Raw genomic sequence first — 24,645 nt, forward strand, 5'->3', positions numbered from 1 at the left:
TCCAGTCTCCTCAGGCCCACATGAATTTGCGTTCGATCGGCAATCCGTTTCCGAGGGCGACCATGCGGCCGGCGTTTTCACCCGAAAGGTTTGCCGCCACCAGCGCAGCGACAGCGTGCCGCCCGTCCTCGCCGGTGGGGTATGCGCCACCCGAAAGCATCGCGCGCCAAAGGTGTTCCGTCGGCTTGGTCACGTCGGCCTGGGCGATCTTGCGTTGAAATTCGTTTGCCCCCATGCCGTACCGGGTGGTCGGAAGGTCGCGGTATTCGGGCAATCGATGGATGCCGCGAACAAATCCAGCCAGCTCGTCGACCAGGATCTGCCCGTTGCGGCATCCGTAAATAACCTCGATGCCATGCCCGAGGTCGGCCCCAAGCTCGATGATCAGCCGTACCCCGGACGCCGTGATGCCGCGCAATTGCCCTGAGCGGTCGACATACTGGGGACCTCTCGGATTGGGCACATTGTTCGGGTCGAACCAGCAGGATATTTCGGCCACCTCTTCGTTGGTCAAATAGCGAAAGGCCTCGAAGTAATGACAACCGTTCATGGCGAGACCGAAATTGCTCGCGGTGACGACCATGGACCGCAATCCGCCGAATTCTGCCGTCTCCGTCAGCGCCTTGATATCGGTGTATTGCTCCATGAACCGCATCTGGTGGTTAGCCGCGAGCTTTGCTCCGGCCGCACGGCACTCGGCGATCATGCGGTCGCACTCTTCCAACGAGCAGGCCATCGGCTTCTCGCACAGGATATAGCGCACGCCGGCGCCGGCGGCCGCGCAAACGAACTCGCAATGGCTGGGCGCCGTGGTCGAAATCACCACGGCATCGGGCCGCACCGTCTGGAGCATTTGGGTCGCGTCGTCGAACGCTAAGGCCTTGTCGACATTGCATTCCGTCAGCGTCGTCGCGAGTGCCTCGGCGGACTGGTCGAAAATGCCGGCGAGCTCAAATCCGGCATTGCGGGCGGCGGTAATATGTCGGCGGCCCATACGCCCGACCCCAATCACACAAACTCTCATTCTGGTCTCCAATAGCGGCGCATATCCGAACCGTGCCGAGATCGGTTTCGGTCGCCGAAGGTCTGTGATTCAAGCCCGTTGCTACGACGATTGTGCCGTCAAGGCAACCGGCGGGGCAGACAGCCGTCAGTCCCGATACGGGCCCAATCGCCGTCATTCAGTCGATCGAGGGTCCATGATGCCATGCAGGCAGCTTGGGAAGGTGGCCCGGGTAAAGGGACACGTCCAGCACCTCGTTTGTGATGATCTTCCTCATCACCCGTGCGGGACGGATTCAACGGCTTCCGCGCTGTCGGTCGGCTCCGTGTCGTCGACGATATCGAGCGATTGCGATTCGATCATGCGGGCATAGATCCCGCCCTTGGCGAGCAGGTCGTTATGGCTGCCAATTTCGGCCACGCGCCCCTGATCCAGCACGACGATCGAATCAGCCCGGCGCACCGTCGACAACCTGTGGGCAATCGCAATGATCGTCTTGCGTCGCCCCAGCGCCATCAATTGCTTTTGAATCGTTCGTTCGGTGAGCGTATCGAGCGCGCTGGTCGCCTCGTCCAGAATGATGACCTCGGGATCGCGCAGGAACGCTCGCGCCAGCGCAAGACGCTGTCGCTGACCGCCGGACAGCCTCGACCCGCGGTCACCGAGCACCGTGCCGTATCCCTCCGGCAGCGATACAATCCAGTCATCAACCGCCGCCAGGCTTGCGGCGGCTCGAATTTGCTCGATCGGCGGCTCCTTCCGGAGGCCAAAGCACAGATTGGCGCTGATGCTATCGTTGGTCATGACGATGTCTTGAGTGACCACGCCCAGCCTGCGCCACCACGAATTGACCGACAGGCTATTGAGGTCTTCTCCATCTATCGAAATCCGGCCTGAATTCGGCCGGTACAATCTCGCGATCAGATTGACGATCGTCGACTTGCCGGAGCCGGAGCTGCCGACGATGGCCACCATGTGGCCCCGCGGCACGGTAAAGCTGAGATTCTTGAGAACTTCCGGTCCGCCCGAAGTGTAACTGAAGGACACATTCTGGAGCTCTATGCCGCCGGAAAATGATTCCAACTCCTTCGAACCGTCCACTTCACGCGCATTTTCGCAAGCATTCAGGAACGCCTCGTACTCGCGAAATGCATCGAGATGGACGATGATATTATTGCGGGAAATACTGAGAATGCTAAGTGGCGAAAGGATGCGAAACAGCAGGACAAAGAATATCACGAGGACGCCTACCGCCCGGGCGGCGACGGCGGGATCCAATACCCCGATGACCATGACGGTCAGGCAAATCAGAATCCCGCCGATCGTGCTGAAAAACGGGACGATCATATTTTCGACAGCGACCGTCTTGTCGCGCGCGCGCTCCAACCTCGCCACCGATATCTCGACATCGCGTTTGACGACGCCAGAAGCGCCGGCAAGGCGAATGAGCTTGGCGCCATTCAGCGTCTCAAAAAACGCCTGGGCAAACTGCTGATTGGCCTGGGACGTTTCCGTGCCCACATTGTGCACCAGCCTGGTCGTCAACGCCCTGAACAACAGCGTCGCGCCGATCACGTACACACTGGCAATGATAAACAGAAACGGCGAGACGGCGGTGAGGACGACGATATAACTCGCGAGCACGAGAATGCTCGAGACAAGCGTTGCAAAGAAGCGGATGGCAATTCCCATTCGGGCCGGATGGCTCACCGTCACATTTGAAATCTGGCCCGCGCCGATCGAGTCGATGAACTGCATGCTTGTGGAGATCAAGGCATCGAACGCCTTCAATCGAAGCGCGAAGTCGACGCGGTGCGGAATCGCGTAACCCAAATACTCCTGGGTGAATTGCAGAATACCACGCAAGAGCACCACAATGAGCATCAGGGCGCCCGCCCAGATCAGGCGTGTCTCCACCGGCAGCGCCTCGAACAAGCCCGAAATGCTCCCCAGCAGCGGAACGCTGGAAAAAATATTGCTGCGGCCCATCGTCTCGAGCAGCGGCACGAGCAGGAACACGCCAAAGCTCTCGGTCAGAACGCCTAACACGGCCAAAACCACAAACAGTACGATGGTGCGCCCATGACCAGCCCGATATCGCCAGCCGAGCGAAAACAGCGCGCGATAGTCCCTCAGTCTCTGCGCGATCATCGCGAAACCTTCGATATGCGCCCGCGGGTCGCTTGCTCAGCTGTCAAGAAAACTCTCACTGTATTTCATAGAACGACGAGATTGCCACTCAACTGAAAAGCCGTACGACGCTTTGACGCGATCGAAGTCCACGCTTTCAGGAGGCAAAACCGCCTATAGATTGATCGAGCGACTCGAGAATATCGTTCATGGCAATTTTAGAAGTTATGTCAAGGATATTCCGACACTTCTGATCTGACGATCCTTAACGGTTACCCAGCTCCCAAGCTAGATGGGCCGATATTAATTGGCGATATTCGATTGAGGTAAGGCAGGACGTCGGCGCAAGCCAGGGCGTCGTCTGATCTTAGCAAAAGCTGGGACGACGTGGCCGTTGTTAGTATGTCTGGATACGCGTGACCTCGAAGTCGGTTTTCGTGCATCTCCGGGGACGGAGTGCCCTTCCCACCAAAAAATAATAAAAACTGCAGTCTACAACCGGTGGGCAAGTGATCGAGAGCAACTCATGCCTCGCTGGAGCGTCGTTCCTCTACGGGTTGATTGATCGAGAGCGGTAATGATAGTCTTCGTCCTCCCCAGCAGACTGGTAACCCCTATGTCGCGACGTTCTATTTTTTTGATCGAGTGCTCCGCGCCGCACTGGGTCGATGTCGTAAGGCTGTTGGAGCAATCCGGCGTCACCGTCACTAAATGGACGGCGTGGACCCATGCCAAGGGCAATATTCCCGCGTCCATCTTTCACGACACGATCGACGCAAAGCGCGGGCTCGACCAATACGGACGCAAACCAACGTCCCTCGAATTTGACGAGGCTTGCGAGAAGGTGTGGCGCGAAGATGCCCAAACCATCTACGACATGATGAACAAATTTGATCCCAATCGGGATCAGTCATTTCTAGAACGCAGCGCGCTGTTTGTTGATCATCTCTGCCTGTGGCGCGATGAACTTTCTCGCGCGCGGCCCGATCTCGTGGTGTTTCCGGCCCCGCCTCATGTCGTCTATGACTACATCCTGCTGGCGCTATGCAGGGCACTATCAATTCCGACACTGATGTTCGAAGAAATCACAATCCTGCCGCCCTATTCGCTGGCAATGCCGGACTACCGGATTGGGCCGAAAATCACCCTCGGCCATTATCCGATATCTGACGAAACCAAGACCATCGTTGCGAGACTTCGAGGCGACTATGCAATGGCGAAGCCCGCGCGCGAGGTCGCCGCCGAACGCGAGAAGCGTGAAACGATGAAAAACAATCGAGAAGCCATTGCCAAACTGGTCAATGAAACCAAAATTGCGGATCAGAAGCATCGCGGCAAGTACGGTGACAATCAAAAATTGATCAACATCACCTCGCTGGTGAAGGAGCGCAACGTCCCCTTGCGGAATTCGTTCAGCGGCGATTTTGCTAACACCCGCTATATCGACCAACTTGCCGCAAACATTGAAGACGTCGAGCATCTTCGCGGCATTTATGAAAGCCTGCAGACTTCCGAGCTTCCGCGGAACTTTATTTATGTGCCGCTGGCAGGACAGCCAGAGCGGACAAGCAATCCCCAAGCCGATATTCACGCTAACCAGTTGCTGATGATACGCCATATCGCAGCAGGAAAGCCCAAAGATTGGGGCATTGTCGTCAAGGAGCATCCCAACCAATTCAGCCCGCACTTTGCCGGCGGCACTTGCCGAGACGCTGAATATTATCCGGCCATCGCCGCGATGGGCGCCACCATCGTCAGCACGTCCACTGATCCTTTTACCTTGATCGACCGCGCCGGCGTGGTAGCCACAACCGGTGGAACCGTGGCGCTTGAGGCTACGGCACGCGGAAAACGTTCTATGCTATTCGGCGACGCCTGGTATCGCGACTGCCCAGGCGTGACGCGGGTTCGGACACAGGCTGACGTGCGAACGTTCTTCTCAGGGATAATCGGTAAGCCTGATATAATTCCTGGAGACCATACCGATCTGGCTGACGATGGAAAGCGGTCGACTTCTATGATCGGGGCAGCCGAACATGTTAGAGGACCGACATCAGAACAGTTCGAAGACTACATTGAGTCGCTTCGTCACTTCGGCTTTGAAGGCATCGCCGACTATCCGCCACAGGACTATCCCATGGATCCGCAGAAGAATGTCGAAAATCTGACCCGTGAGGTTTTAAAGCGGATTCAGTCCAACCCATCCATTGAGGAAAAAAAGACTTCTTCCTAATATGGCACGTCAGGGAACAACACGCTCACTCAGTCCGAAATTGAAATTCAGCAATATCGCGGAACTGCCCGGAGGCGGGCACGCCTGCGCGGTGCAAGCACTGCGTCACGTTGGTAAACATCACCGAGCCCACCGGACCAGTAAACTTGACGAGATACGCCGGATCTTCGATTTTCTCGAGTGGGATGCCAGTATCGTCCCTGTTCTTGAATCCCTCTCTTAGGAGTTGGCGGGTGCGCTTTCGACTGAGCAAATGGAGAGGACCACTGACATCTGTGATATCGTTCAGGGCGACGAACATTTTCAATCGATCACTTGGCTCATTGTCGCAATGCCATGAATTGGAATAGATGTCATATTCGCGGGCGATAGCAGGTGGAACATGCTCCGTCCGCCGCGCACATGACATGATTATTTTCGGCTCGCCGCCAAAATAAGACTCCACGAGCGTTTTGACTTCAGCGGTAATCAACTGCCGAAGTTCGGGAACATCTTTGTCTTCAACAGCCCGGCAGTAAACGTCGAGCCCATCCTGTTGCGCCCTCAAGCTCATCACGGCGGCCGACCGGGTGGAGTCTGCCAACGCCGCCCGGTAGATTTCGACGACACCGATCATGACGTGAGATGAAAGCGGCTCCGGCAACTGATAAAATCCGTCCCTGGCCATCGAGCCTAGAAACTCGGCCGCGGCTGCCGAAGGGCGGGGGCCGTCAGCGCGCAAACGTCGCAAATTGCGCCGGCCTTCGAAGTTATAGGAAAAAGAGCATAGATTGCCGTACAACGCGCGCCCAAGTCGCGCGTCGAGTTTGGGTTTGCGCCTGATGATACTGGAGAGAGCCATTCACGATTATCCGCTAGTTAAGGCCAGTACAGGCCGATGAGCTATCAGACTTCTGAACAAGAGCAGCACCCATGTCACGGTATTTTTTGACGTGCAGATCGCGCCATGCTTCCGCCCTTCAGGAATACCTCAAAAAGAAGCGATAACGCAACAGGGCCCAAAAAAACGGTTATGGTTTAACCAGCACGTGACTGGCCTCATCCGTGCACGGATAGTTTCTCTATGCCAGGAAGTTCCACATCGCATCCACGACGACGTCAACGTCGTCCATTGTCATGTGCTCTCCGATCGGAAGGCTCAGCAGTTGCGCGTCGCTGCGGTTGACAAAGAGGTCTTCGTTGGCCTGGCCAAACGATGCGTAAGCCTGAAGTTTCGGCAGCGCGATCGGATAGTGAACGCCGGTCTGGATTCCTCTCGCTTGCAAATGCGCCGCCAGCGCATCGCGCGCTTTCGTTCGCACTACGAACAGATGATAGACCTGCCGCGCCCAGTTCTTGCGCACGGGAAGCGTGAGATCGGGGATGTCGCGCAGACCATTGAGATAGCGATTTGCAATCGCGATTCGCTGTTCCGTCCAGCGATCGAGATGTCGCAGCTTGACGCTTAGGATCGCAGCCTGCAGCCCGTCGAGGCGCGAACTGCGACCCTCGAATTCATGGTCATATTTGGCGATCCGCCCGTGATTGGCGATCATCCGCATCTTCCGCGCCAGAAGCTCGTCATTGGTCACGATAGCCCCGGCATCTCCGTAGGCGCCGAGATTTTTCCCGGGATAAAAGCTGAAAGTCCCGACGTCGCCGATCGTGCCGACCCGGCGGCCGTTGAACTCGGCCCCATGGGCCTGAGCGCAATCCTCGATAATCCGCAAACCCCGTTCCAGCGCGATCTGCTCCAGTGAGGCCATGTCACAGGGATGCCCATACAGATGGACCGGAATGATGGCCGCCGTTCGCGCCGTCAGCTTGGCGCGGACACTTTCGGCATTGAGCGTGTAACAGTCCGGGTCGACGTCGGCGAAGATCACGCGGTGACCGCAGCGGCTAACGGCCTCCGAGGTCGCGATAAAGCTGTTGCCTGGCACGATGATGTCGGACCCTGCCGGCAGATCCAGGGCTTCAATGGCAATTTCCAAAGCATCGGTGCCGTTGCCAACGCCGATGCAGTATGACGCTGTCATCCATTTCGCAAAGTCCTGTTCGAATGCCGGGACGAACGGGCCTCCGACGAAGGCTGAACTCTGGATGACCGCGGCAACCGCGGCGTCAAGCTCGTCCTTGATGGAAAGATACTGCGCCTGAAGATCGAGAAACTTGATCACGAGATGTTCCGGATTTTGCGAGCAGGGTTTCCGGCATAGATTGCCCGTTCGGTGATATCGCGCGTGACAACGGCGCCGGCACCGATCACGGCGCCGTCGCAAATCGTGACCGGCAAGATAGTGGCATTCGAACCAATCGAGACGTTGTTGCCGATGCTGGTCTGCTTCCAGAGCGATTTGTCGCCTCGAGCCGGACCGCCGTCACTGAATTCGTCGTTGATAAACATGACGCCATGACCGATGAAGCAATCCTCGCCGATGGTGACGAGTTCACAGACGAACGAATGCGATTGAATACGCGACCGCGCGCCGATGATCACCTGCTTCTGGACCTCTACGAAGGGACCGACGAAAACGTCGTCACCCAGCGTGCAGCCATAAAGATTGCAAGGTTCGGTCACCACGACCCGTGCGCCGGACGTCACATCCACAATTCCTATTCGGCGGGTCTCAAGTCCCATTGCCTCTCCTTATTTGGGTTGATGCGGCCGGCACCGGCAACGGCATCCAAGACCAAAGCCGACAACCGTCGACCGGTCCCGTCATCCAACTGCCCCCAATAATTCATGACGCCGCGCTGGCGCTCCTTCAGCTCGGCCGCAAATATCTCGTCGTCGACAAAACGTGTCATCAGCGACCGAAATTCTCCCAGATGTTCTACACCAATAACCCCTTTAGCGGAGGCGTAGTCGTCGTAGCGGTAGCGGTACGTATCGTAATTTATCACAGGAACACCACATGCGATGGCCCATCGAATCGTCGCAGATATCGATGCGACATAGAGGTCGCAGAGAGGAATTAATTCAGCGGTGGGCTGAAGCGAGATTTTGACATTCGGGCCCTCGAAGCCCGAGAGGCGTTCCAGGGGAATACGCGGATGCGGCCTGATCAGAATGTTTGCCCGTTTGCCGAGAAGTTTAAAGCTTGTCATCCAGGCCGCGATGAGCGCATTATAATCGCGAAATTCAAATCTGCTTGTATCGGTGCCTTCATACTGATCGGGCGGAAAACCACAAAGGATCAGCGGCCGATACGATTGCCATCCGTATCTTGAGCAAATTTCTTCGACAAATCGCTGCTTGTGCTTCCTGACGCGATGAAACATTGCCCCGTTCATATCACCGATGACTTTGAGCTGTTCGCCGGGGAATCCCAATTTTATGTAAAGATCACGCTGCGCCTCGCTATCAAGAGCTATGCTGACCGCATAACCGCGGTTCAAAACCCATGGAGCAGGAGACGATAATCCAAGAAGCTCTTGACATGATGCCTTGATAGCAGGCTGTCGAAGCAAATCCCTGCCCTCGTGATGGAATCGCCACTTGGGATGCCGCTCGACAAGGCGCCGTGCAACTGGCCCACGCGCTTGATATAGGGGATTATCATAATAGTAGCGTGCTGGCTCAAGCGGATTCGGAATGGTGAATGGAATGATCATACTGGGAATATTTAGTTCTCGGCCTTTGGCTACAAAGATTGTCGACAGCGTTTCGACATTGTCCTCCGGAAGCACGATCAAATCTGGCTGTACGACTTGGAGAAATTTTTCCACGCCTCTCGCGGCCAGAAGCATTCGCAGCAGTTGCTGGAGCGACTGCCCCACTTGGGTCTTTCGCAACAGGCCAAACAACACGTCTCGCAGCCCCGTTCGTGCGCGTTGCACAGGTTTTTGGATCCACTCTATTCCATCGCGCAGAAAGAGAATGAGGAGCACGAGCAATGAGCGCAGCGCGCCGTGGAACGTCACATACGACGATGCAATGCGCGGGTCTCTTGACAAGCTCCACAATGCTTTCCTCACGTGAAATTCTTGACGCACTCGGCGCCGCGTATTTCGCGCCAGTCTGAGGAGTCGAAAAGCCATCATCAATACAAACAGCCCGGGCAAGAGGACCACCTGGACGGTCTTTGGGCGACTCCCCATTTTTCTGAGCGCCGACTGCAGGGATCGGCTTCTCAGCAAGTTGCGAAGACGATTTCCGAAGCCTCTGCTTGTTTTTCTCGGCCAGACTCGAGCAAATCCGCGACCAATCCTGAATAGACTTGAATAGTCATAGATTTGGTAGTCTTTCATCGCCTCATCGAGATACTTGCCCGCATCAACGATCATGAACGTGATATCTGCGGCAAGCTGCTCTCTAATCAGCTCAGCGGCAGTCAGGCAATGAGCCCGCATCGCCCCTGAATCTATGTAGAAAAGGATTTTAAGCCTTCGCGTCTGGCCTCGAGAAATAGAACTGTTGCTCGTCGTCATATTTGCCCCAGGAACTCGTTCGCCGAGTGAATCATTTGAAGTAGGCCCAGCTGCGGCATGAGTGGCAAGTGCAGTTTGTCTCCTGTATTTGTCGGCTCCCGACATCGAAGCGCTCGCGCTTGAACCGCCGTCAGCCCTTGCCCGAATAGCCGCAGACGTTCTTTCAGCCTGGCCTCCTGCCGGGCGTGCGACGCTTCGGCCGTTTCGCACCGTTGGACTAGATGGGCGTGGTGGATCGTTCGGCCGGTCGGCAAGGCCTTGGCTGATCGGGTCGACCATGCGGGCCCCATGGCAATCCTTGATGACTTCAATCATGAAGCTGACCGGCGGTCGAGCCTCGCCGTCGCGAAACGAGCGCTTGCCTTGCGCCGCGGATTGTGGGCAGGCCGTTTTCTTGCACCTCTGCCGCCCAATGCGGCCTTCAGCCTCTTAGCCCTGTCATGGGAAACGCGGGGCGCGTAGTCCGTCATCTAGCTCGCCCTTCAACAAAGAACTCGCACTCACTGAGGGTAAAACTAGATGGCCGGCTTGCTACTCATGCCTCGTGAGCTGGAGCCTTACAATCCCGGGGTCCGGCCGCCATGTTCAAACGTATACGATCGTACCCGCATGAGCAATGCTCACCAAATGCCCGTCAGCTGCGTAATTATAGACCGTTGTGTCCGCCCCTGAATACTTCGTGTAGGCTGATGTCCCATCGTATTTTTCAACGGTGACGTATTCAAGTTGTCCAGCTGCGTTATAGCCGGAGATCGCGTCTTTCCAGCTCTGCACATGCTGCGGATCATAGGTGGTCACGAAAAGCGAGTGATTTGCATCATTGCTGGGATAAATGGACACCGATGTCAGATGATCTGCGCCGTCGTACTGCGACACCGCCATTCTGAAGTTATGCATCTGCGCAGAGTTGTAGTCTGTAACGGTCGAAGTACCGTTGTCGTTCTTTACGGTGAGGTGATTCAGCCGGTCCTCAAAATCGTAGCCGAAGACCTGATAAGTCCATGCCTGGCTATTATTGGTATCGTAGATCATAACTTCGCGATCGGGCATAGCTTGGGCCGCCAATGTGTCACTTGATATGCGGCTATCGGCGAACTGAAAATTCTCTACGCCTGTTACGGTGTCTATGCCGTCGGGTCCCCCGGGACGCTGATCGGCGATGGTGAAGGTCTGTGTCGTCAAATTGTAGGAGATTGTGTAGTTGGCTTGGCTGCCCGAGTACACTGCCATGTCGGCGCCGGATCCGCCGACGATGGTGTCGTTGCCCGCGCCGCCCGTGATCGTGTCGTTGCCGTCGCCGCCGTTCAGTGTATTGGCGATGGCGTTGCCGAGGATGATGTCGTTGCCGGACCCGCCGATGGCATTGTCGATATAGGAGCGCGCGTCGCCGTTGTAGAGATAGGCGTTGTAGACGTTGCCCAAGGCGTAATGGCCATCGCCAAGATAGGCCAACTGCGTCGAGGAAAAGACCGACGAGGCACCCGGATTGAGGTTGATGCTCAGGGTCGTCGTGTAGTTCGACAGGTCGTAGGTATCGACGCCGCCACCGTCCCAGACGGTCTCGTAGATGCGGTTGGCCGAGCCGCCGACGCCTCCGCCCGGTGCGAGCTGGCCGACGCCGTTGATGAACTCCTGCCCCGTGGTGGGATTCCAGGTGTAGACGGTGTTGCCGCTCTGTGTCGTGTAGTCCGCGCCGTACATGGTCTGGAGTGCGAGGATATCGTTGGCCATATAGGTCTGCGAATATCCGTAGGCTTCATTGGTATAGCCGCCCGTGGTCGAAGCGCCGACATAGCTGCGATAGCTCATGACGGTGTATTCGCTGTCGTCATGCGCGCTCGGCAAGGCGACGTTGGCGGGGCCGCCGGCCTCCTGGCTGTGCTTGAGGCCAAAGGCATGGCCGAGCTCGTGCAGCGCGGTCGTGAAGTAATAATTGCCGAGCTTGGCCAGCGAGAAATTGTATTGAGTGCCGAACCAGACGTCGCCGCCGGGCGCATAATTGCCGGGATAGTAGGCGTAGGCAGTCGGGCTGGCCTTCGGCGACTGCGCGATCATGATGTCGGCGCCGTTGGTGCCCGCGTACTGGACGTCCGCGTTGGTGTAGCTGAGGATCAATCCAATCGAGTAGTTGATCGCAGCCTGTATCTGGCTAGGCACCGGAGCGAAGCCCGATGTGGTCGGCTCACTGTCGCCGCCGCTGTAGGGATTGGCATAGTCGCTCGGCGCGTCGGGAAAGCTGTAGGTGATCGTGCCTGTCCATTTGTAGCCCGACAGCAGACCGTCGATCTCGGCGTTATTGGTGGCACTGACGTTCACAGCGGTAGCCAATTGAATCTCCAAAGCAACGCGTCGGTTGATTCGCCGCGGGGACACATGATTCTAGCTAGAGAGTTAAACGTTTGGTTTAAATGGGGCAGCGGCTTTCGCGCCGCCCCCCATAAGGCTATATTAGCCATCAATTCCGTAGTCATACGGGAGACGAACATCGGGTTTCGTTTCCGGAACACCGGTTATTGGCAGGGTTTTCATGAAACGACGTTCACTCAAGGCCGGCCTGATGGGCGCCCTGATGGCGCTTGCGGGACTGTCCCAGGAAGCCCTCGGAGGACTGCTTGTCATGGTGGAGAAGGCCAAGGCGGACCATAGCGGCATGACGTCGCGTGCGCCCTCCATGCCGATGGCCCGCGATCCCGTCGCTGCGGTGGCAGAGGAATACGAAGCTGCCCACCGCAAGGGAACGCGGGAGGCCCTTGAGCTTTTCATCGCGCGCCACGGCGACGATCCCTTGGCGGACCAAGCCCGCAGGGAACTCAATCGGGTCGCAAAGTAGCAGCGCAAAACTTGTAACTTTGGCTGCAGATGATTGGTAAGAGGTGGCGATCAGATCAGCCGCTTCTCGGAAATTTGTTACTGCGGAAAGCACAAGCCATGACGGGCGTGAAAGTCGAAGCCTTGAGGACACACGGCGGAACCTGCACGATTCCAACGAGGAGGAATACCGTTGCGTGGTCCATCGGAATAGTAATTCCCACCGTAATGACGAGTACCATAGCCCCGGGCAATACACAGCCCCTGGTAAGCATGGAAGTCAAAGCCCTCGGGACACACTGCTGATCCCTGATAGTTCCAGCGTGGCGGCACCGCCTGAGCAGTGGCTTCTGTTGCAAAAATGACGCCAACGAGGGCGACAACGAACAACCTTACCAAGGAATCTCTCCATCTCTAAACGGTTAGGATGTCATTTTCCTGCTTAACGTTCGCTGAACAAGGAGTTTGTCAGAATGCCCTTTCCGCATGCCTCGGAAGCCCTGTCGCGCTTCACCGTGCTCGATCTGACCCGTGTCCGATCTGGGCCAACCTGCGTGCGGCAACTGGCGGACTGGGGCGCGAATGTGGTCAAGATCGACGCGCTTACTGAGGATGCCGGCGGCGAGCAGCCGGGCGGCCCCCGGCGGGGTTCCGACTTTCAGAATCTGCACCGCAACAAGCGGGCCATGACGCTGAACTTGAAGGACGAGCGCGGGCTCGCCGTATTCACGCGCCTCGCCGCCAAGGCAGACGTCGTGGTCGAGAATTTCCGACCCGACGTGAAGGAGAAGCTCGGCATTGACTATGACAGCCTAGCCAAGATCAACCCTCGCATCGTCTATGGCAGCATCTCCGGGTTCGGCCAGGATGGCCCCTATCACAAGCGGCCGGGCTTCGATCAGATCGCGCAAGGGATGGGCGGGCTGATGTCGATCACGGGGGCACCGGGCCAAGGCCCGATGCGGGTCGGCATCCCCGTCGCCGACCTAACGGCCGGCCTGTTCTGCGCCATGGGCATCCTCACCGCGCTGCTCGAACGAGAGGTCTCGGGCAAGGGCCAGTGGGTGCAGACCTCGCTGCTCCAGGCCCAGATCTTCATGCTCGACTTCCAGGCAGCGCGCTGGCTGATGGAAAAGGAGGTCGCCAAGCAGGCCGGCAACAACCATCCGACCAGCATCCCGACCGGCGTGTTCAAGACTTCGGACGGCTACATCAACATCGCCACGACAGGCGGGCGGATCTGGGAACGTTGCGCGCATGCGATCGGCGCACCGGAGCTTTACGACCATCCCGACTATGCGACCGCCCCCTCCCGCTCAAAGAACCGCGACGCGCTCAACGCCGAGATTGAGAAGCGCACCGTCACGAAGTCGACTGAGACATGGGTCCGCGAGCTCAACGAGGCCGGGGTGCCCTGCGGGCCGATCTACGCCATCGACCAGATGTTCGAGGACGCCCAGGTCAAGCATCTCGGCATCGCCCAGGACATGCCGAACGAGGAAGACCGCCATATCCGCCTGGTGGGCCAGCCCGTGACGCTGTCACGCACGCCGAGCAGGATGGTGGCGCGGCCGCCGGAATTCGGCGAGCAGACCGACGAGGTCTTGAAGGAATTCGGACTCAGTGCGGACGAGATTGCGGAGCTCAGGGACGCCAAGGTGGTGTGACCTAGGCTAGAAACGACAATGCCCGGCAGGATTGCCGGGCATCGAAGGCAGGCCGTGCTGGACAGCTCAGTATTTTGCAACGACGGGCGTTGGCGTGAACGCATAGTTGAAGCCGGCACGCAGCACGTGGTCGTGGAAGCTGACATCCGCCTGGTTGGCGGTCCCGACGAAGTAAGTCTTGCTCCCGAAATCCATGTAGAGATATTCGAGCTTGGCCGACCAACGCCGGGTGAACTTGCGCTCGACACCCGCGCCCACCGTCCAACCGACCCGGGTATCGGTGCTGCTCGCCCCCGCCCCGATCGGAAAGTTGAAGCCGCCAAGCGGGGTGGTGCCGCCGAGACCCGGTCCGAAGACCCGGATTCCAAGGGTTGTCGCGGACGAATATTTGAACTCGCCGACAGCGAGACCACCGGTCGCATACCAGAGGGTCTGCGGATCCGACAGGACGCCAACGCGTCCGCGAAACGTCGCGAACCACTGCAGGTCATAAGAAAGATTGGCGGTCAATGTTGCAATCGAATTGAAATCGGTACCACCCGGGATACCGATGATGTTCGACCCGTAACGCGCGCTTGTCGTGGTCACCGTCCGCGACGACCGCTCGCCGGTCGCCTGAATGTCGCCTTCGAGGCCGACGACCCATTTCGGATCGACCTGCCAATTGTAACCAAGCTGACCGCCGGCCAGCCAACCATCGACATTCTGGCCAAACGCGCCGAATTGCGTGGCCGGAAACGGCAGTGCAATCGGCGCCACAGTCGTCTCCGCGCGGCCCCAGCTGTATCCGGCGTTCAATCCGGCATAAAAGCCTGTCCAGCTCCAGACCGGATCGACGAGCGCCGGAGCCTTCACGTAGGGCTTCGGTGCCAGATCAGCGGCCAATGCGCTGGTCCCAACCAGCGATGCCGCTACAATTCCCATCACGATCCGCCTCATGACAATACCCCATAAAAACAAGAAATCCATGAGGGAGCATAAGCGGCAGAGCCAGCCCAGGCTGTCGCGCAACGGCAACATTTGGGAACAACCACTAGGCGTGAGCGACTGGACTACGGCGACACAATGACTCTAAGACGCTGATCAAATTCGCCTTTCATTGAGCCGCCATCTTGGCCCGTCGCTCCTTCCGGCAAGGCCGAGCGAGCGGACAATCACCGGCCAGAACCGCCGCACGATCGCCAACGTCGTGCTTCGAACCGACCGGGGGCATTCGACCAAAGCACCTTCAGCATCGCGCCGGAACCGGCCCTCGACAGGTGAAAGGCATCCTCGGCACGGTTGCTGCCTTACTCGCAAGAGGCATCCATTGAACGGCAGCACCAGCGACCGCGTATGCGCTTTCCCAGAAACGACGATGACTGGCGTTAGCAGCGAGACGGACGCATAGAACAAGCGACGGAACAGCCGAAATATTGAACGCCTTCTCGGGTTGCTATAGCGTCGCCCAAATGCCTTTCAAGAGAAGACAGCACCATGGCCGATGAAAGTGTCTGACATGGTCTGCCCGGTGTGCCGATCCATCTACCTGCGTGGGGTAAGGGTATGTCCCAAGCCGGAAGCGGGGCAGTTCTCGTGTACCACGTGTGGCGAGATCATCGCTCGTTGGCATACGGCATATGTGCCCATCTACACCAAAAGCGAACGGCCCGCCTTGGTGGCAACCAAGCCCGTCGAGCCCCCGCGTAACACAAAATTCGGGTTTGCGGAGGCCATAGTGAATGAGATTTTTGGATCATAACCGAAGCGCTGCTTCTGACCAAGCGTGGTAGCGTCCCTTCATATCGAACATAGAAGACCGACTAAGAACTCGAGCTCACCCCCCTAAGCAAACCACCTTTCGATGGCAAGCCTGAAACAATGTCGAGCGTTATTTCCCGGGGTTCGTGCCCTTAGCCCTATCGCCTTAGCCTTAGGCGGTTGAGAAGCTGATCGATCACCGGCCAGAACAGCAGCACGATCGCCAGCGTCGTGATCGAGCCGACCAGGCCGTTCGACCAGAACACCTTCAGCGTCCCGCCGGAGCCGATCATTGACAGGCGGAAGGCATCCTCGGCGCGGTTGCCGAGCACAAGCGCCAGGGTGAACGGTGCCAAGGGAATGCCGATCTTCTTGAAGACGTAGCCGACGACGCCGAAGCCGAGCATCAGCCAGATGTCGAACATCGCGTTCTGAATCGCATAGGCGCCGATGGCGCAGGACACCACGATCATCGGCGCCACCGCGGCGAACGGCACGCGCAGGATCGAGGCGAAGATCGGCACCGTCGTCAGCACCAGAACCAGGCCGACGACGTTGCCGAGATACATCGAAGCGATCAGGCCCCAGACGAAGTCCTTGTGCTCGACGAACAGCAGCGGTCCCGGGTTGAGCCCCCACACCATCAGCCCGCCGAGCAGTATCGCCGCGGTGCCCGAGCCGGGAATGCCGAGCGCCAGCATCGGCAGCAGCGCCGAGGTGCCGGAGGCATGCGCCGCCGTCTCCGGCGCGAACACGCCTTCGATGCGGCCCTTGCCGAAGCTCTCGGGCTCCTTGGCGAAACGCTTGGCGAGGTTGTAGCCCATGAAGGAAGCCGCGATCGCCCCGCCCGGGGTGATGCCGAGCCAGCAGCCGATGAAGGAGGAGCGCAGCAGCGTCACCCAATATTTCGGCAAGTCCTTCCAGACGCTGAGCAGGACGCGCAGCGAAATACTCGCCGCATGTCCGCGCAGCGCCAGGCGTTCCTCCATCGTCAGCAGGATCTCGCTGATGCCGAACAGGCCGATGACGGCGACCAGGAAGTTGATGCCGCGGAGCAACTCCGGCGAGCCGAAGGTCATGCGCAGATTGCCCGACACGGTATCCATGCCGATGCCGGCGAGCAGCAGCCCCAGCGACATCGAGATGACTGTCTTGTGCTTGGCCTCGCGTCCCAATCCGACGAAGGAGCAGAAGGTGAGCAAATACACCGCGAAGAACTCGGGCGGACCGAACTTCAGCGCAAAGGACGAGATCATCGGCGCAAGGAAGGTGATCAGCAGCACCGCGACCAGCGAGCCGATAAAGGAGGAGGTGAACGCCGCGGTCAGCGCCTCCGCCGCCCGGCCCTGCTGCGCCATCGGATAGCCGTCGAAGGTGGTCGCGACCGACCAGGCTTCGCCGGGAATGTTGAACAGGATCGAGGTGATGGCGCCACCGAACAGCGCGCCCCAATAGATGCAGGACAGCATCACGATCGCCGAGGTCGGATCCATCGTAAAGGTCAGCGGCAACAGGATGGCGACGCCGTTGGGACCGCCGAGGCCCGGCAGCACGCCAACGAAGATACCAAGCACCAGCCCGACCATCATCAGGACGAGCGTCTTCCACGTCAGCAGGACGGCAAAGCCGTGAAGCAGGAGACCGAAGGCTTCCATCGCGAATCCCGCCTAGCGGCCGAAGGCCGCTTCGAGCGGCCCTTTCGGCATAATGACGTCGAAGGCGACGTCGAAGGTGACGAACATGATCGCCGTGAATAGGACCGCGGTGAGCAGCGACTTCCACAGCGCGATCTTGCCGACCAAGCGCATAAAGCCCGCGATCAGGAGGAAGCTCGCGACATAGAGGCCGAGGAACTGCATCACCAGGCAGAACAGCAGCGTCGGCACGAACACTGCCATCACGCGACGCGCCTGCGCGTGCGTGACGAAGGTCTCGGCCGCCTTGCGGGGGGCGACCAGCGCCACGATCAGGCCGTAGAGGCTGCCGCTACCGAGGATGATGGAGAGATAGAACGGGAAATAGCCGGGCTCGGGCCCGGTTGCGTCCCAGGACGCGCCGGTGCGCCAATTGTCGGTGCCGAGCGTGACGGCCAGCGCGAGCAGCAGGAGGCAGACGACGATCTCGATCGTGCCGGAGGACACGACGGAAGGGGAGTCGTCTTCAGGCGCGGTCGGATCGTCGACGACGATTTCAAGATCGGCTTGGGACATGGGCTAACAACGCTGCGGCTGATCCCCCCTCCCCGCTTGCGGGGCCGCACGAGCTTCGCTCGCGCTGAGAGGGTTGGGGTGAGGGGGAGTCTCCACGGGGACGGTGAGAATTGGACTCGTGGAGAGTCCCCCTCACCCGGATCGCATCTTACGATGCGATCCGACCTCTCCCCGCAAGCGGGGCGAGGTGTAGAAGACGATTACTTCGCGACGAAACCGGCTTCGGTCATCAGCGACTTGTTCTGCGCGTCGTCCTCCTCGAGGAACTGCACCATGTCCTTGCCGGTGAGGAAGATGGGCTTCAGCGCCTGCTTCTCCATGTAGTCCTTGTATTCGGCAGTCTGGGTCACCTTGTGGAACAGCTCGACATAGAACGCCTGCTGCTCGGCGGTCACCTTGCCGGGCAGGAACATCGCGCGCAGCATCAGATATTGCACGTCGACGCCTTCCTCCTTGCAGGTCGGGATGTCGGCCCAGGACTGGGTCTCCGTCACCTTGATGGTGTAAGAGATGCGCTCCTTGTCGAACACGCAGAGCGGACGCACCTGGCCCGCGCGCCAGACCTCGAGATTTTCGGAAGGGTTGTTGACGTTGGCTTCGGTGTGGTTGCCGACCAGCTGGGTCGCGGCCTCGCCGCCGGACTTGTAGGGAAGGTAGGAGAACTTCGCGCCGGTCTTCTGCTCCAGGAAGACGGTCAGCACGTGATCCTCGCGCTTGGAGCCGGTGCCGCCCATCTTGAACGGCGCGCTCGCCGCCTTGGCGGCCGCGACGAACTCCTTCACCGTCTTGGGGCCTGCGCTGTTGTCCCACAGCACGAACTGGTCGAGCGCGACCACCGAGACCGGGGTCAGCTCACGCCAGTTGAAGGGGATCTTCGCCGACAGCGGCAGCATGTAGATCAACGAATAGGCGATCAGAACCTTGTTCGGATCGCCCTCGCTGGACTTCATGTACATCAGTGCTTCCGCACCCGAGGCGCCGCCCTTGAGCGAGACGATGATCGGCTGCTTCATCAGATTGTTCTTTTGGATCGCGGCTTGCATCATCCGCGCCATCTGGTCCGAGGCACCGCCCGCGCCGGCCGCGACCACGATCTCGACCGGCTTTGCCGGCTCCCAGCCGGCAAAGGCCGGCGTGCCGCACAGCGCGGCCGTCAGCGCAAGCGCGGCCTTCATTCCATGTCCCACGCGCGTCTTCCCTACGTTCTTGCTCGGATTGGAAATTCAGATGAATTCGGCGCCCCATTGTGCTGGCGAATCCAACCGAGTTCAAGCGATCCGTCGTCACCTCCTTTATGACTTTGGAATGAGATCTGAAGTAAGACACGCCTCGCGTAACTGAGTTACAAGCAAGCCGCGGGTCTCAGAACCGGCGAAGGCAACCAAGGGCCCCGACGAGGTCACAGCCCCCTCAAAGAGGGTTGGCAGCATCGATTATGCGGAATTACCGAATGAAAGAAGAAGCTAGAGAGATGAAGCAATGCCACGCCTGCTCTACATCAACGAAAAATTCGGTCACGATGCGACTATCATATTGGACAGCGGAGACGCCTGCTGGATATCCGTAGGCAAAAAGGGCGTCTTAGTCCGTTCGCACAAGCACAACTTCTGGGGCGGATTGCTGGGGAGCATAATTGGTCCGAAGCTCTATCAGGAGCGCAACATCTACCACGCACTCAGCGTTGCTCAGGCTCTCGCCGCCACATTCCGGCCGGTTCCACAAATCAAGTGCAGAGACATGATGCTGAAAGCTTTTTGTACAGCTGCCTGGCAGTGCTCGTCGCCGGAACGGGTGAAGGCCGTACTCAATGATCCGGAGTTGCTCGCCGCGTAAATTGCGGCGCTTCACCAAGCCATTTTGCTACAACGCGGCGCTTGCAATTTTCTGATCTGACCATATTCGTGAGGAATGAGTACGCGCAGAAAAGCAGTTTTGAACCACGTCCATGAACGGCGGAGAACGCGGTGGAAGGTGCAGTGGGGAGTTCCAGCCCGAGCTGCTGGGGGCACTGCAAGGGCAGCCGCTCTTTCAGGTGACCAGCGACGGGAGATTGCGCGGAAGGCCGCCGAGGCCCGTTGGGCGAGACGCTTGCCACAGGCAACTTATCAAGGCGTCCTTCGATTTGAGGACATTGAAATCGAAGTTGCCATCCTTGAGGACGGACAGCGTGTGATTACTCAAAGCGGCTTCATGGTAGGTCTTGGTCGCACTCGTCCGCCTAAAGGACGGCCATATTACAAGAGCGGCACCAACCTTCCTGCTTTTTTGAAAGTGCAGAATCTGGAGCCCTTTATTGTCGAAGACCTTGTTACGGCAGCCCATCAGATCGAGTTCCGCACCAAATCGGGCGCCAAGGCGTTCGGATACACGCCAGAATTCCTCCCAGAGGTCTGTAGGGCTTTTGCGCGCGCCCAACATGCAGGAGTCCTAAAGGCCGCTCAGCACAAGATTGCCAACCGCGCCAAAACTATCGCCGAGCAGTTGGAACGCTCGTTCACTATGCGTCTGATACATGAAGCGACAAATTACCAAGAATGTCGCGAGAAACAGACGCAGCGGAATCCTTGTCGGTATGAGGAATGAATAGCAGGCTTCTTCCACGTGTTCGTTGATGCAGTATCAATCTAGGAGCCGGCCTATCAGCGCCGAGCCAGAGGCTGATTGGGCGAGCTGAAGGCGAGATATTTGCTGCGGTTTAGGGACCACGCATGAGCTTCCTTCAGAGTGCCCTGCTTAGCTTGTTGCTGCTCGGCACCGGTCCGACCGTGCTTGCCAAGGGCCTACCGCAGGAGCCGAAACCTCAATCGCAATGCCTGGTGAATGCGTCTGAACTGCCCCCGGGCACGCCAAAGGTCATGTGCCCAACTCGCAGCTCGCCGGGAAGCTTTTGCGTTTGTCCCAGATTCACGAAGGACGGCGGGGCAGACGGATACTTTGTTGGGACGGCGAGATAGCCGCCCCCTAACCTACCTGCCCTTCCAGACGGGCGCGCGCTTGTTGAGGAAGGCGTCCATGCCCTCGCGGAAATCCTCGCTCATATAGGCCTTCAGGATCAGGTCCTCGCCCTCTTCGCGCGACAGCGTGCGGCGGATGCGGCGCACGGCTTCCTTGGTCGCTTCCAGCGTGAGCGGGGCGTGGCTCGCGACGAGCTTCGCGGTCTCGTCCGCGCGGCGCTGCAGCGTCTCGACGTCAGGCACAATCTCGTTGAGCAGGCCGAGCGACAGCGCTTCCTGCGCTTCGACGAGGCGCGCCTTGAAGATCAGATCCTTGGTGCGGGCCGGACCGACCAGCGCGACGACGCGGCTGATGTTGGACATCGACAGGCAGTTTCCGAGCGTGCGCGCGATCGGAAAGCCCATCCGCGTCGTCTCGGTGCCGATGCGCAAGTCGCAGCAGGCTGCGATCCCGGCGCCGCCGCCGGTGCAGGCCCCGGCGATAGCCGCGATCACGGGCACGCGGCACTGCTCGAGCGTGCCAAGCACGCGGTCGATGCGCGCCTCGTAGTCGAGTGCGTCCTGTGCGGTCTTGAACGCACGGAACTGGGAAATGTCGGTGCCGGAGGCGAACGCCTTGTCGCCGGCCCCGGTCAGGATCAGCGCCTTGATCGAACGGTCGGCGTTGATCTCAAGGCAGATCTCCGCCATGCGGTCATACATGGCGAAGGTCATGGCGTTGCGCGCCTGGGGGCGGTTGAAGGTGATCCGCGCGATGCCGTCCGTGACGGAGTAGAGCAGGTCTTCGTTCGTCGTCGTCGGTGCGTTCATCGCGCGCTCACTTTCAAGGTTAGTTCAGGCCACCTGAGCCTTGGTCATCGGGACCACGTCGCGTCCCTTCAGGACGTCCATGGCCGCCAGCACGCCGCCGCTCCGGTGCGGAATCTTTGCAAGATCGAGGCCCATCTCGACGCCGGCGAGCGTCCCCATCAGCATCAGATCGTTGAAATGGCCGATATGGCCGATGCGGAACACCTTGCCCTTGACCTTGTTCAGGCCGGTGCCGAGCGACATGTCGAAGGCTTCCAGCACGACCTTACGGAACGCGTCGGCGTCGTGTCCATCTGGCACGCGCACGCCGGTTAGCGCCGGCGAGTGCGCAGCGGGGTCGGAGCACTGCGTCTCCAGGCCCCAGACTTTGACCGCGGCGCGCGTGGCGGCGCTGTGGCGCTTGTGGCGGGACCAGACATTCTCCAGCCCCTCCTCTTCCAGCATCTTGACCGCTTCGCGCAGGCCGTAGAGCAGGTTGGTGGCGGGCGTGTAGGGGAAGGTGCCGAGCTTGTTGAAGGTGATGACTTCCTGCCAGTCCCAATAGGAGCGCATGCCGGGATTGGCCTTGGCGACGGCGAGCGCCTTTTCCGAGACGGCGTTGAAACCGAGGCCCGGCGGCAACATCAGGCCCTTCTGCGAGCCGGCGACCGAGACGTCGATGCCCCAGGCATCGTGTTCGTATTCCATCGAACCGAGGCCGGAGATGGTGTCGACCATCAGCAGCGCCGGATGCTTGACGCGGTCGAGCAGCTTGCGCACCTCCAGCGGCGGCGTCACGCAGCCGGTCGAGGTCTCGTTGTGGACGACGCAGACCGCCTTGATCGCGTGCTGCTTGTCGGCGGTCAGGCGCTTTTCGATCTCGGCGAGGTCGGCGCCATGGCGCCAGTCACTCGGGATGAAATCGACGTCGAGCTTGAACTTGTCGGCAATGCCGCGCCACAGCACGGCGAACTGACCGGTCTCGCACATCAAGAGCTTGTCGCCGGGCGAGAACACATTGACCATCGCCGCTTCCCAGGCGCCGGTGCCGGACGAGGGGAAGATGATCACGGGCTGCTTGGTCCGGAACACGCGCTGCATCGCGGCAAGGACGGCGAAACCGAGCTCAGCGAACTCCGGACCGCGATGGTCCAGCGTCGGCATGTCCATCGCCCGCAGCACCCGGTCGGGCACATTGGTCGGTCCTGGAATCTGTAGGAAATGCCTTCCAGTATGCACGGTCATCGGCGTCCTTCCCGGTTGTGCCTTGATCTTGATGGCCGCCGAATAGCACCATTTGACCGGCTTGTCCCCTCTCCTAAAGACACCTTCCATGCATAAGCGATGGACCTCCGCCGCCCCCGTCGCCAGGGCGTATGACATCACGGATTTTGGACACCGAAGCCTGCTACTCCCGTCGTGGCCGGGCTTGTCCCGGCCATTTGCCCGGGACAAGCCCGGACATGACTGAAAGTCGTAAAGCGCCCTACTCCGCGGCCACCATCTTTTCGGATGGCCCCCTCCCCGCGGCCTCCGTGAACGGCCGCTCCGGATGCATCAGGAAGGCGGAGAAGCCCCCGAGCAGCAGCAAGCCCATCGACATCAGGAACGGCAGATACCAGTTGCCGGTCACGTCGATCACGAAACCGGCGACCAGCGGGGACACGATGGCGGCGAAGGCCGAGCCGGTGTTCATGATTCCCGAGGCGGTCCCGGAATATTTCGGGGCGATGTCCATCGGGATCGACCACATCGGGCCGATCACCAGCTCGGCGCAGACGAAGCCGGCTGACAGGCACAGCGCCACCACGGTGATGTCGTGGACGAACAGGATCGGCAGCAGCGACAAGAGCGCGCCCGCAAATCCCGCGACCGTGACGCTCAATCGTGCCAGGCGGACATTACCGGTGCGCTCGAGGATCTTGTCCGAGAGCACGCCGCCGACGCTGTCGCCGACCACGCCGGCGAAGAACACGCCCGAGGCGAACAGCGCCGAGTTTTTGATGTCGAGATTGTAGTTGTTCTTGAAGAACAGCGGCAGCCAGTTCAGGTACAGCCACAGGCACCAGCCGTAGCAGAAATGGTCAGCGTCACCGGCCACATGCGGCCAAAGAGCAGTCCCCAGGGCACGCGCGGCCGTTCGCCGGTCGGGCGCGGCGGCAGCGCCGCGAGCTCCGCCTCGGTGATGGAGGCATGGTCCTTCGGCTCGTTGCGGAAGTACCAGACCCAGATGACGCCCCAGACGAGGCTGACGAGGCCGAGCACCACGAAGGCGCCGCGCCAGGTCAGCCACACGATCAGCAGCGCCACCACCGGCGGCGTCACCGCATTGCCGAGCCGGGCGAAGGAATGCGTGAGCCCTTGCGCAAATCCGCGGCGGCTCGCCGGCGTCCAGTATTGCATCGCGCGCGTCGCGGTCGGGAACGTCGCGCCCTCGCCGAAGCCGAGCGCGAAGCGGGCAATGAACAGCGCGACGAGGCCGTGCACGAAGCCGGTCATGATAGTGGCGACCGCCCAGATCATGCCGCACCAGAACAGCGTCTTGCGCGGCCCGAAACGGTCGCCGACCCAGCCGCCGATCACCTGGAACAGCAGATAAGGATAGGCAAAGGCGGAGAAGACGAGGCCGAGCTGGGTGTTCGAGAGGCCAAGCTCCCTCTGAATTTCGCTCGCCGCCGTGCCGATGTTGACCCGGTCG

The 24,645-nt window shown here is 59.5% G+C and carries 17 protein-coding genes and 2 pseudogenes; 5 read left to right on the forward strand and 14 right to left on the reverse strand.

What is annotated here, in order from left to right:
• Positions 1 to 10: 10 nt before the first annotated feature.
• On the reverse strand, positions 11 to 1,012 hold the full coding sequence (locus tag ML401_RS24180; RefSeq protein WP_285807153.1) for a Gfo/Idh/MocA family protein: 1,002 nt from the start codon (positions 1,010 to 1,012) through the stop codon (positions 11 to 13).
• A gap of 267 nt (positions 1,013 to 1,279) precedes the next feature.
• Positions 1,280 to 3,154 carry an ABC transporter ATP-binding protein gene (locus ML401_RS24185; RefSeq protein ID WP_285807154.1) on the reverse strand — a complete coding sequence of 625 codons (1,875 nt, stop codon included), beginning with the start codon at positions 3,152 to 3,154 and terminating at the stop codon, positions 1,280 to 1,282.
• A gap of 595 nt (positions 3,155 to 3,749) precedes the next feature.
• Between ML401_RS24185 and ML401_RS24190 the strand changes: the two genes are divergently transcribed.
• The gene (locus ML401_RS24190) at positions 3,750 to 5,366 is read left to right on the forward strand and encodes a hypothetical protein (protein WP_285807155.1); all 1,617 of its coding nucleotides are present in this window, start codon (positions 3,750 to 3,752) and stop codon (positions 5,364 to 5,366) included.
• 25 nt (positions 5,367 to 5,391) lie between these two features.
• On the opposite strand, the gene ML401_RS24195 is transcribed toward ML401_RS24190, so the two are convergent.
• The 5 genes and pseudogenes from ML401_RS24195 to ML401_RS24215 form a co-directional block, all read right to left on the reverse strand.
• Positions 5,392 to 6,207, reverse strand: a complete 816-nt coding sequence (locus ML401_RS24195; protein WP_285807156.1) for a hypothetical protein — start codon at positions 6,205 to 6,207, stop codon at positions 5,392 to 5,394.
• 220 nt (positions 6,208 to 6,427) lie between these two features.
• The gene (locus tag ML401_RS24200; protein ID WP_285807157.1) at positions 6,428 to 7,525 is read right to left on the reverse strand and encodes a DegT/DnrJ/EryC1/StrS aminotransferase family protein; all 1,098 of its coding nucleotides are present in this window, start codon (positions 7,523 to 7,525) and stop codon (positions 6,428 to 6,430) included.
• Entirely contained in the window at positions 7,522 to 7,986 is a 465-nt protein-coding gene (locus tag ML401_RS24205) for an acyltransferase (RefSeq protein ID WP_285807158.1), read from the reverse strand. Before ML401_RS24205 ends, ML401_RS24200 begins: the two co-directional genes overlap by 4 nt.
• Complete coding sequence (locus ML401_RS24210; protein ID WP_285807159.1) at positions 7,962 to 10,094, reverse strand: hypothetical protein; 2,133 nt, start codon at positions 10,092 to 10,094, stop codon at positions 7,962 to 7,964. Before ML401_RS24210 ends, ML401_RS24205 begins: the two co-directional genes overlap by 25 nt.
• A 764-nt stretch (positions 10,095 to 10,858) precedes the next feature.
• A pseudogene (locus tag ML401_RS24215) lies at positions 10,859 to 12,107 on the reverse strand (M10 family metallopeptidase); the annotation flags it as partial.
• Between the two features lie 199 nt (positions 12,108 to 12,306).
• On the opposite strand from ML401_RS24215, the gene ML401_RS24220 reads away from it, so the two are divergent.
• Positions 12,307 to 12,609 carry a hypothetical protein gene (locus tag ML401_RS24220; RefSeq protein WP_285807160.1) on the forward strand — a complete coding sequence of 101 codons (303 nt, stop codon included), beginning with the start codon at positions 12,307 to 12,309 and terminating at the stop codon, positions 12,607 to 12,609.
• A 451-nt stretch (positions 12,610 to 13,060) separates the two neighbouring features.
• Positions 13,061 to 14,254: a CaiB/BaiF CoA-transferase family protein gene (locus ML401_RS24225; RefSeq protein ID WP_285807161.1), complete on the forward strand. Its 1,194-nt coding sequence runs from the start codon at positions 13,061 to 13,063 to the stop codon at positions 14,252 to 14,254.
• Between the two features lie 66 nt (positions 14,255 to 14,320).
• Here the strand turns inward: ML401_RS24225 and ML401_RS24230 are convergent, their stop codons facing one another.
• From ML401_RS24230 to ML401_RS24245, 4 genes are all read right to left on the reverse strand, one after another.
• The gene (locus ML401_RS24230; RefSeq protein ID WP_285807162.1) at positions 14,321 to 15,223 is read right to left on the reverse strand and encodes an outer membrane protein; all 903 of its coding nucleotides are present in this window, start codon (positions 15,221 to 15,223) and stop codon (positions 14,321 to 14,323) included.
• A 929-nt stretch (positions 15,224 to 16,152) separates the two neighbouring features.
• Complete coding sequence (locus ML401_RS24235; protein ID WP_285807163.1) at positions 16,153 to 17,649, reverse strand: tripartite tricarboxylate transporter permease; 1,497 nt, start codon at positions 17,647 to 17,649, stop codon at positions 16,153 to 16,155.
• A 12-nt stretch (positions 17,650 to 17,661) separates the two neighbouring features.
• Positions 17,662 to 18,204 carry a tripartite tricarboxylate transporter TctB family protein gene (locus ML401_RS24240; RefSeq protein WP_285807164.1) on the reverse strand — a complete coding sequence of 181 codons (543 nt, stop codon included), beginning with the start codon at positions 18,202 to 18,204 and terminating at the stop codon, positions 17,662 to 17,664.
• Between the two features lie 200 nt (positions 18,205 to 18,404).
• A complete protein-coding gene (locus ML401_RS24245; protein ID WP_285807165.1) occupies positions 18,405 to 19,379 on the reverse strand; it encodes a tripartite tricarboxylate transporter substrate binding protein in 975 nt (324 codons plus the stop codon).
• Between the two features lie 304 nt (positions 19,380 to 19,683).
• Here ML401_RS24245 and ML401_RS24250 point away from each other — a divergent pair, with 304 nt between their 5' ends.
• The gene (locus ML401_RS24250) at positions 19,684 to 20,037 is read left to right on the forward strand and encodes a hypothetical protein (RefSeq protein ID WP_285807166.1); all 354 of its coding nucleotides are present in this window, start codon (positions 19,684 to 19,686) and stop codon (positions 20,035 to 20,037) included.
• Between the two features lie 255 nt (positions 20,038 to 20,292).
• Positions 20,293 to 20,787 carry a hypothetical protein gene (locus tag ML401_RS24255; RefSeq protein WP_285807167.1) on the forward strand — a complete coding sequence of 165 codons (495 nt, stop codon included), beginning with the start codon at positions 20,293 to 20,295 and terminating at the stop codon, positions 20,785 to 20,787.
• Positions 20,788 to 21,170: 383 nt separating this feature from the next.
• Here the strand turns inward: ML401_RS24255 and ML401_RS24260 are convergent, their stop codons facing one another.
• The 3 genes and pseudogenes from ML401_RS24260 to ML401_RS24270 form a co-directional block, all read right to left on the reverse strand.
• Positions 21,171 to 21,968, reverse strand: coding sequence for an enoyl-CoA hydratase/isomerase family protein (locus tag ML401_RS24260; RefSeq protein ID WP_285807168.1), 798 nt, complete (start codon positions 21,966 to 21,968; stop codon positions 21,171 to 21,173).
• A gap of 24 nt (positions 21,969 to 21,992) precedes the next feature.
• The gene (locus ML401_RS24265) at positions 21,993 to 23,192 is read right to left on the reverse strand and encodes an alanine--glyoxylate aminotransferase family protein (protein WP_194403424.1); all 1,200 of its coding nucleotides are present in this window, start codon (positions 23,190 to 23,192) and stop codon (positions 21,993 to 21,995) included.
• 241 nt (positions 23,193 to 23,433) lie between these two features.
• Positions 23,434 to 24,632, reverse strand: a pseudogene (locus ML401_RS24270) (MFS transporter).
• Between the last annotated feature and the right edge of the window lie 13 nt (positions 24,633 to 24,645).

Origin of the sequence: Bradyrhizobium sp. 62B (assembly GCF_030272265.2) — a bacterium.
Taxonomy (GTDB): Bacteria; Pseudomonadota; Alphaproteobacteria; order Rhizobiales; family Xanthobacteraceae; genus Bradyrhizobium.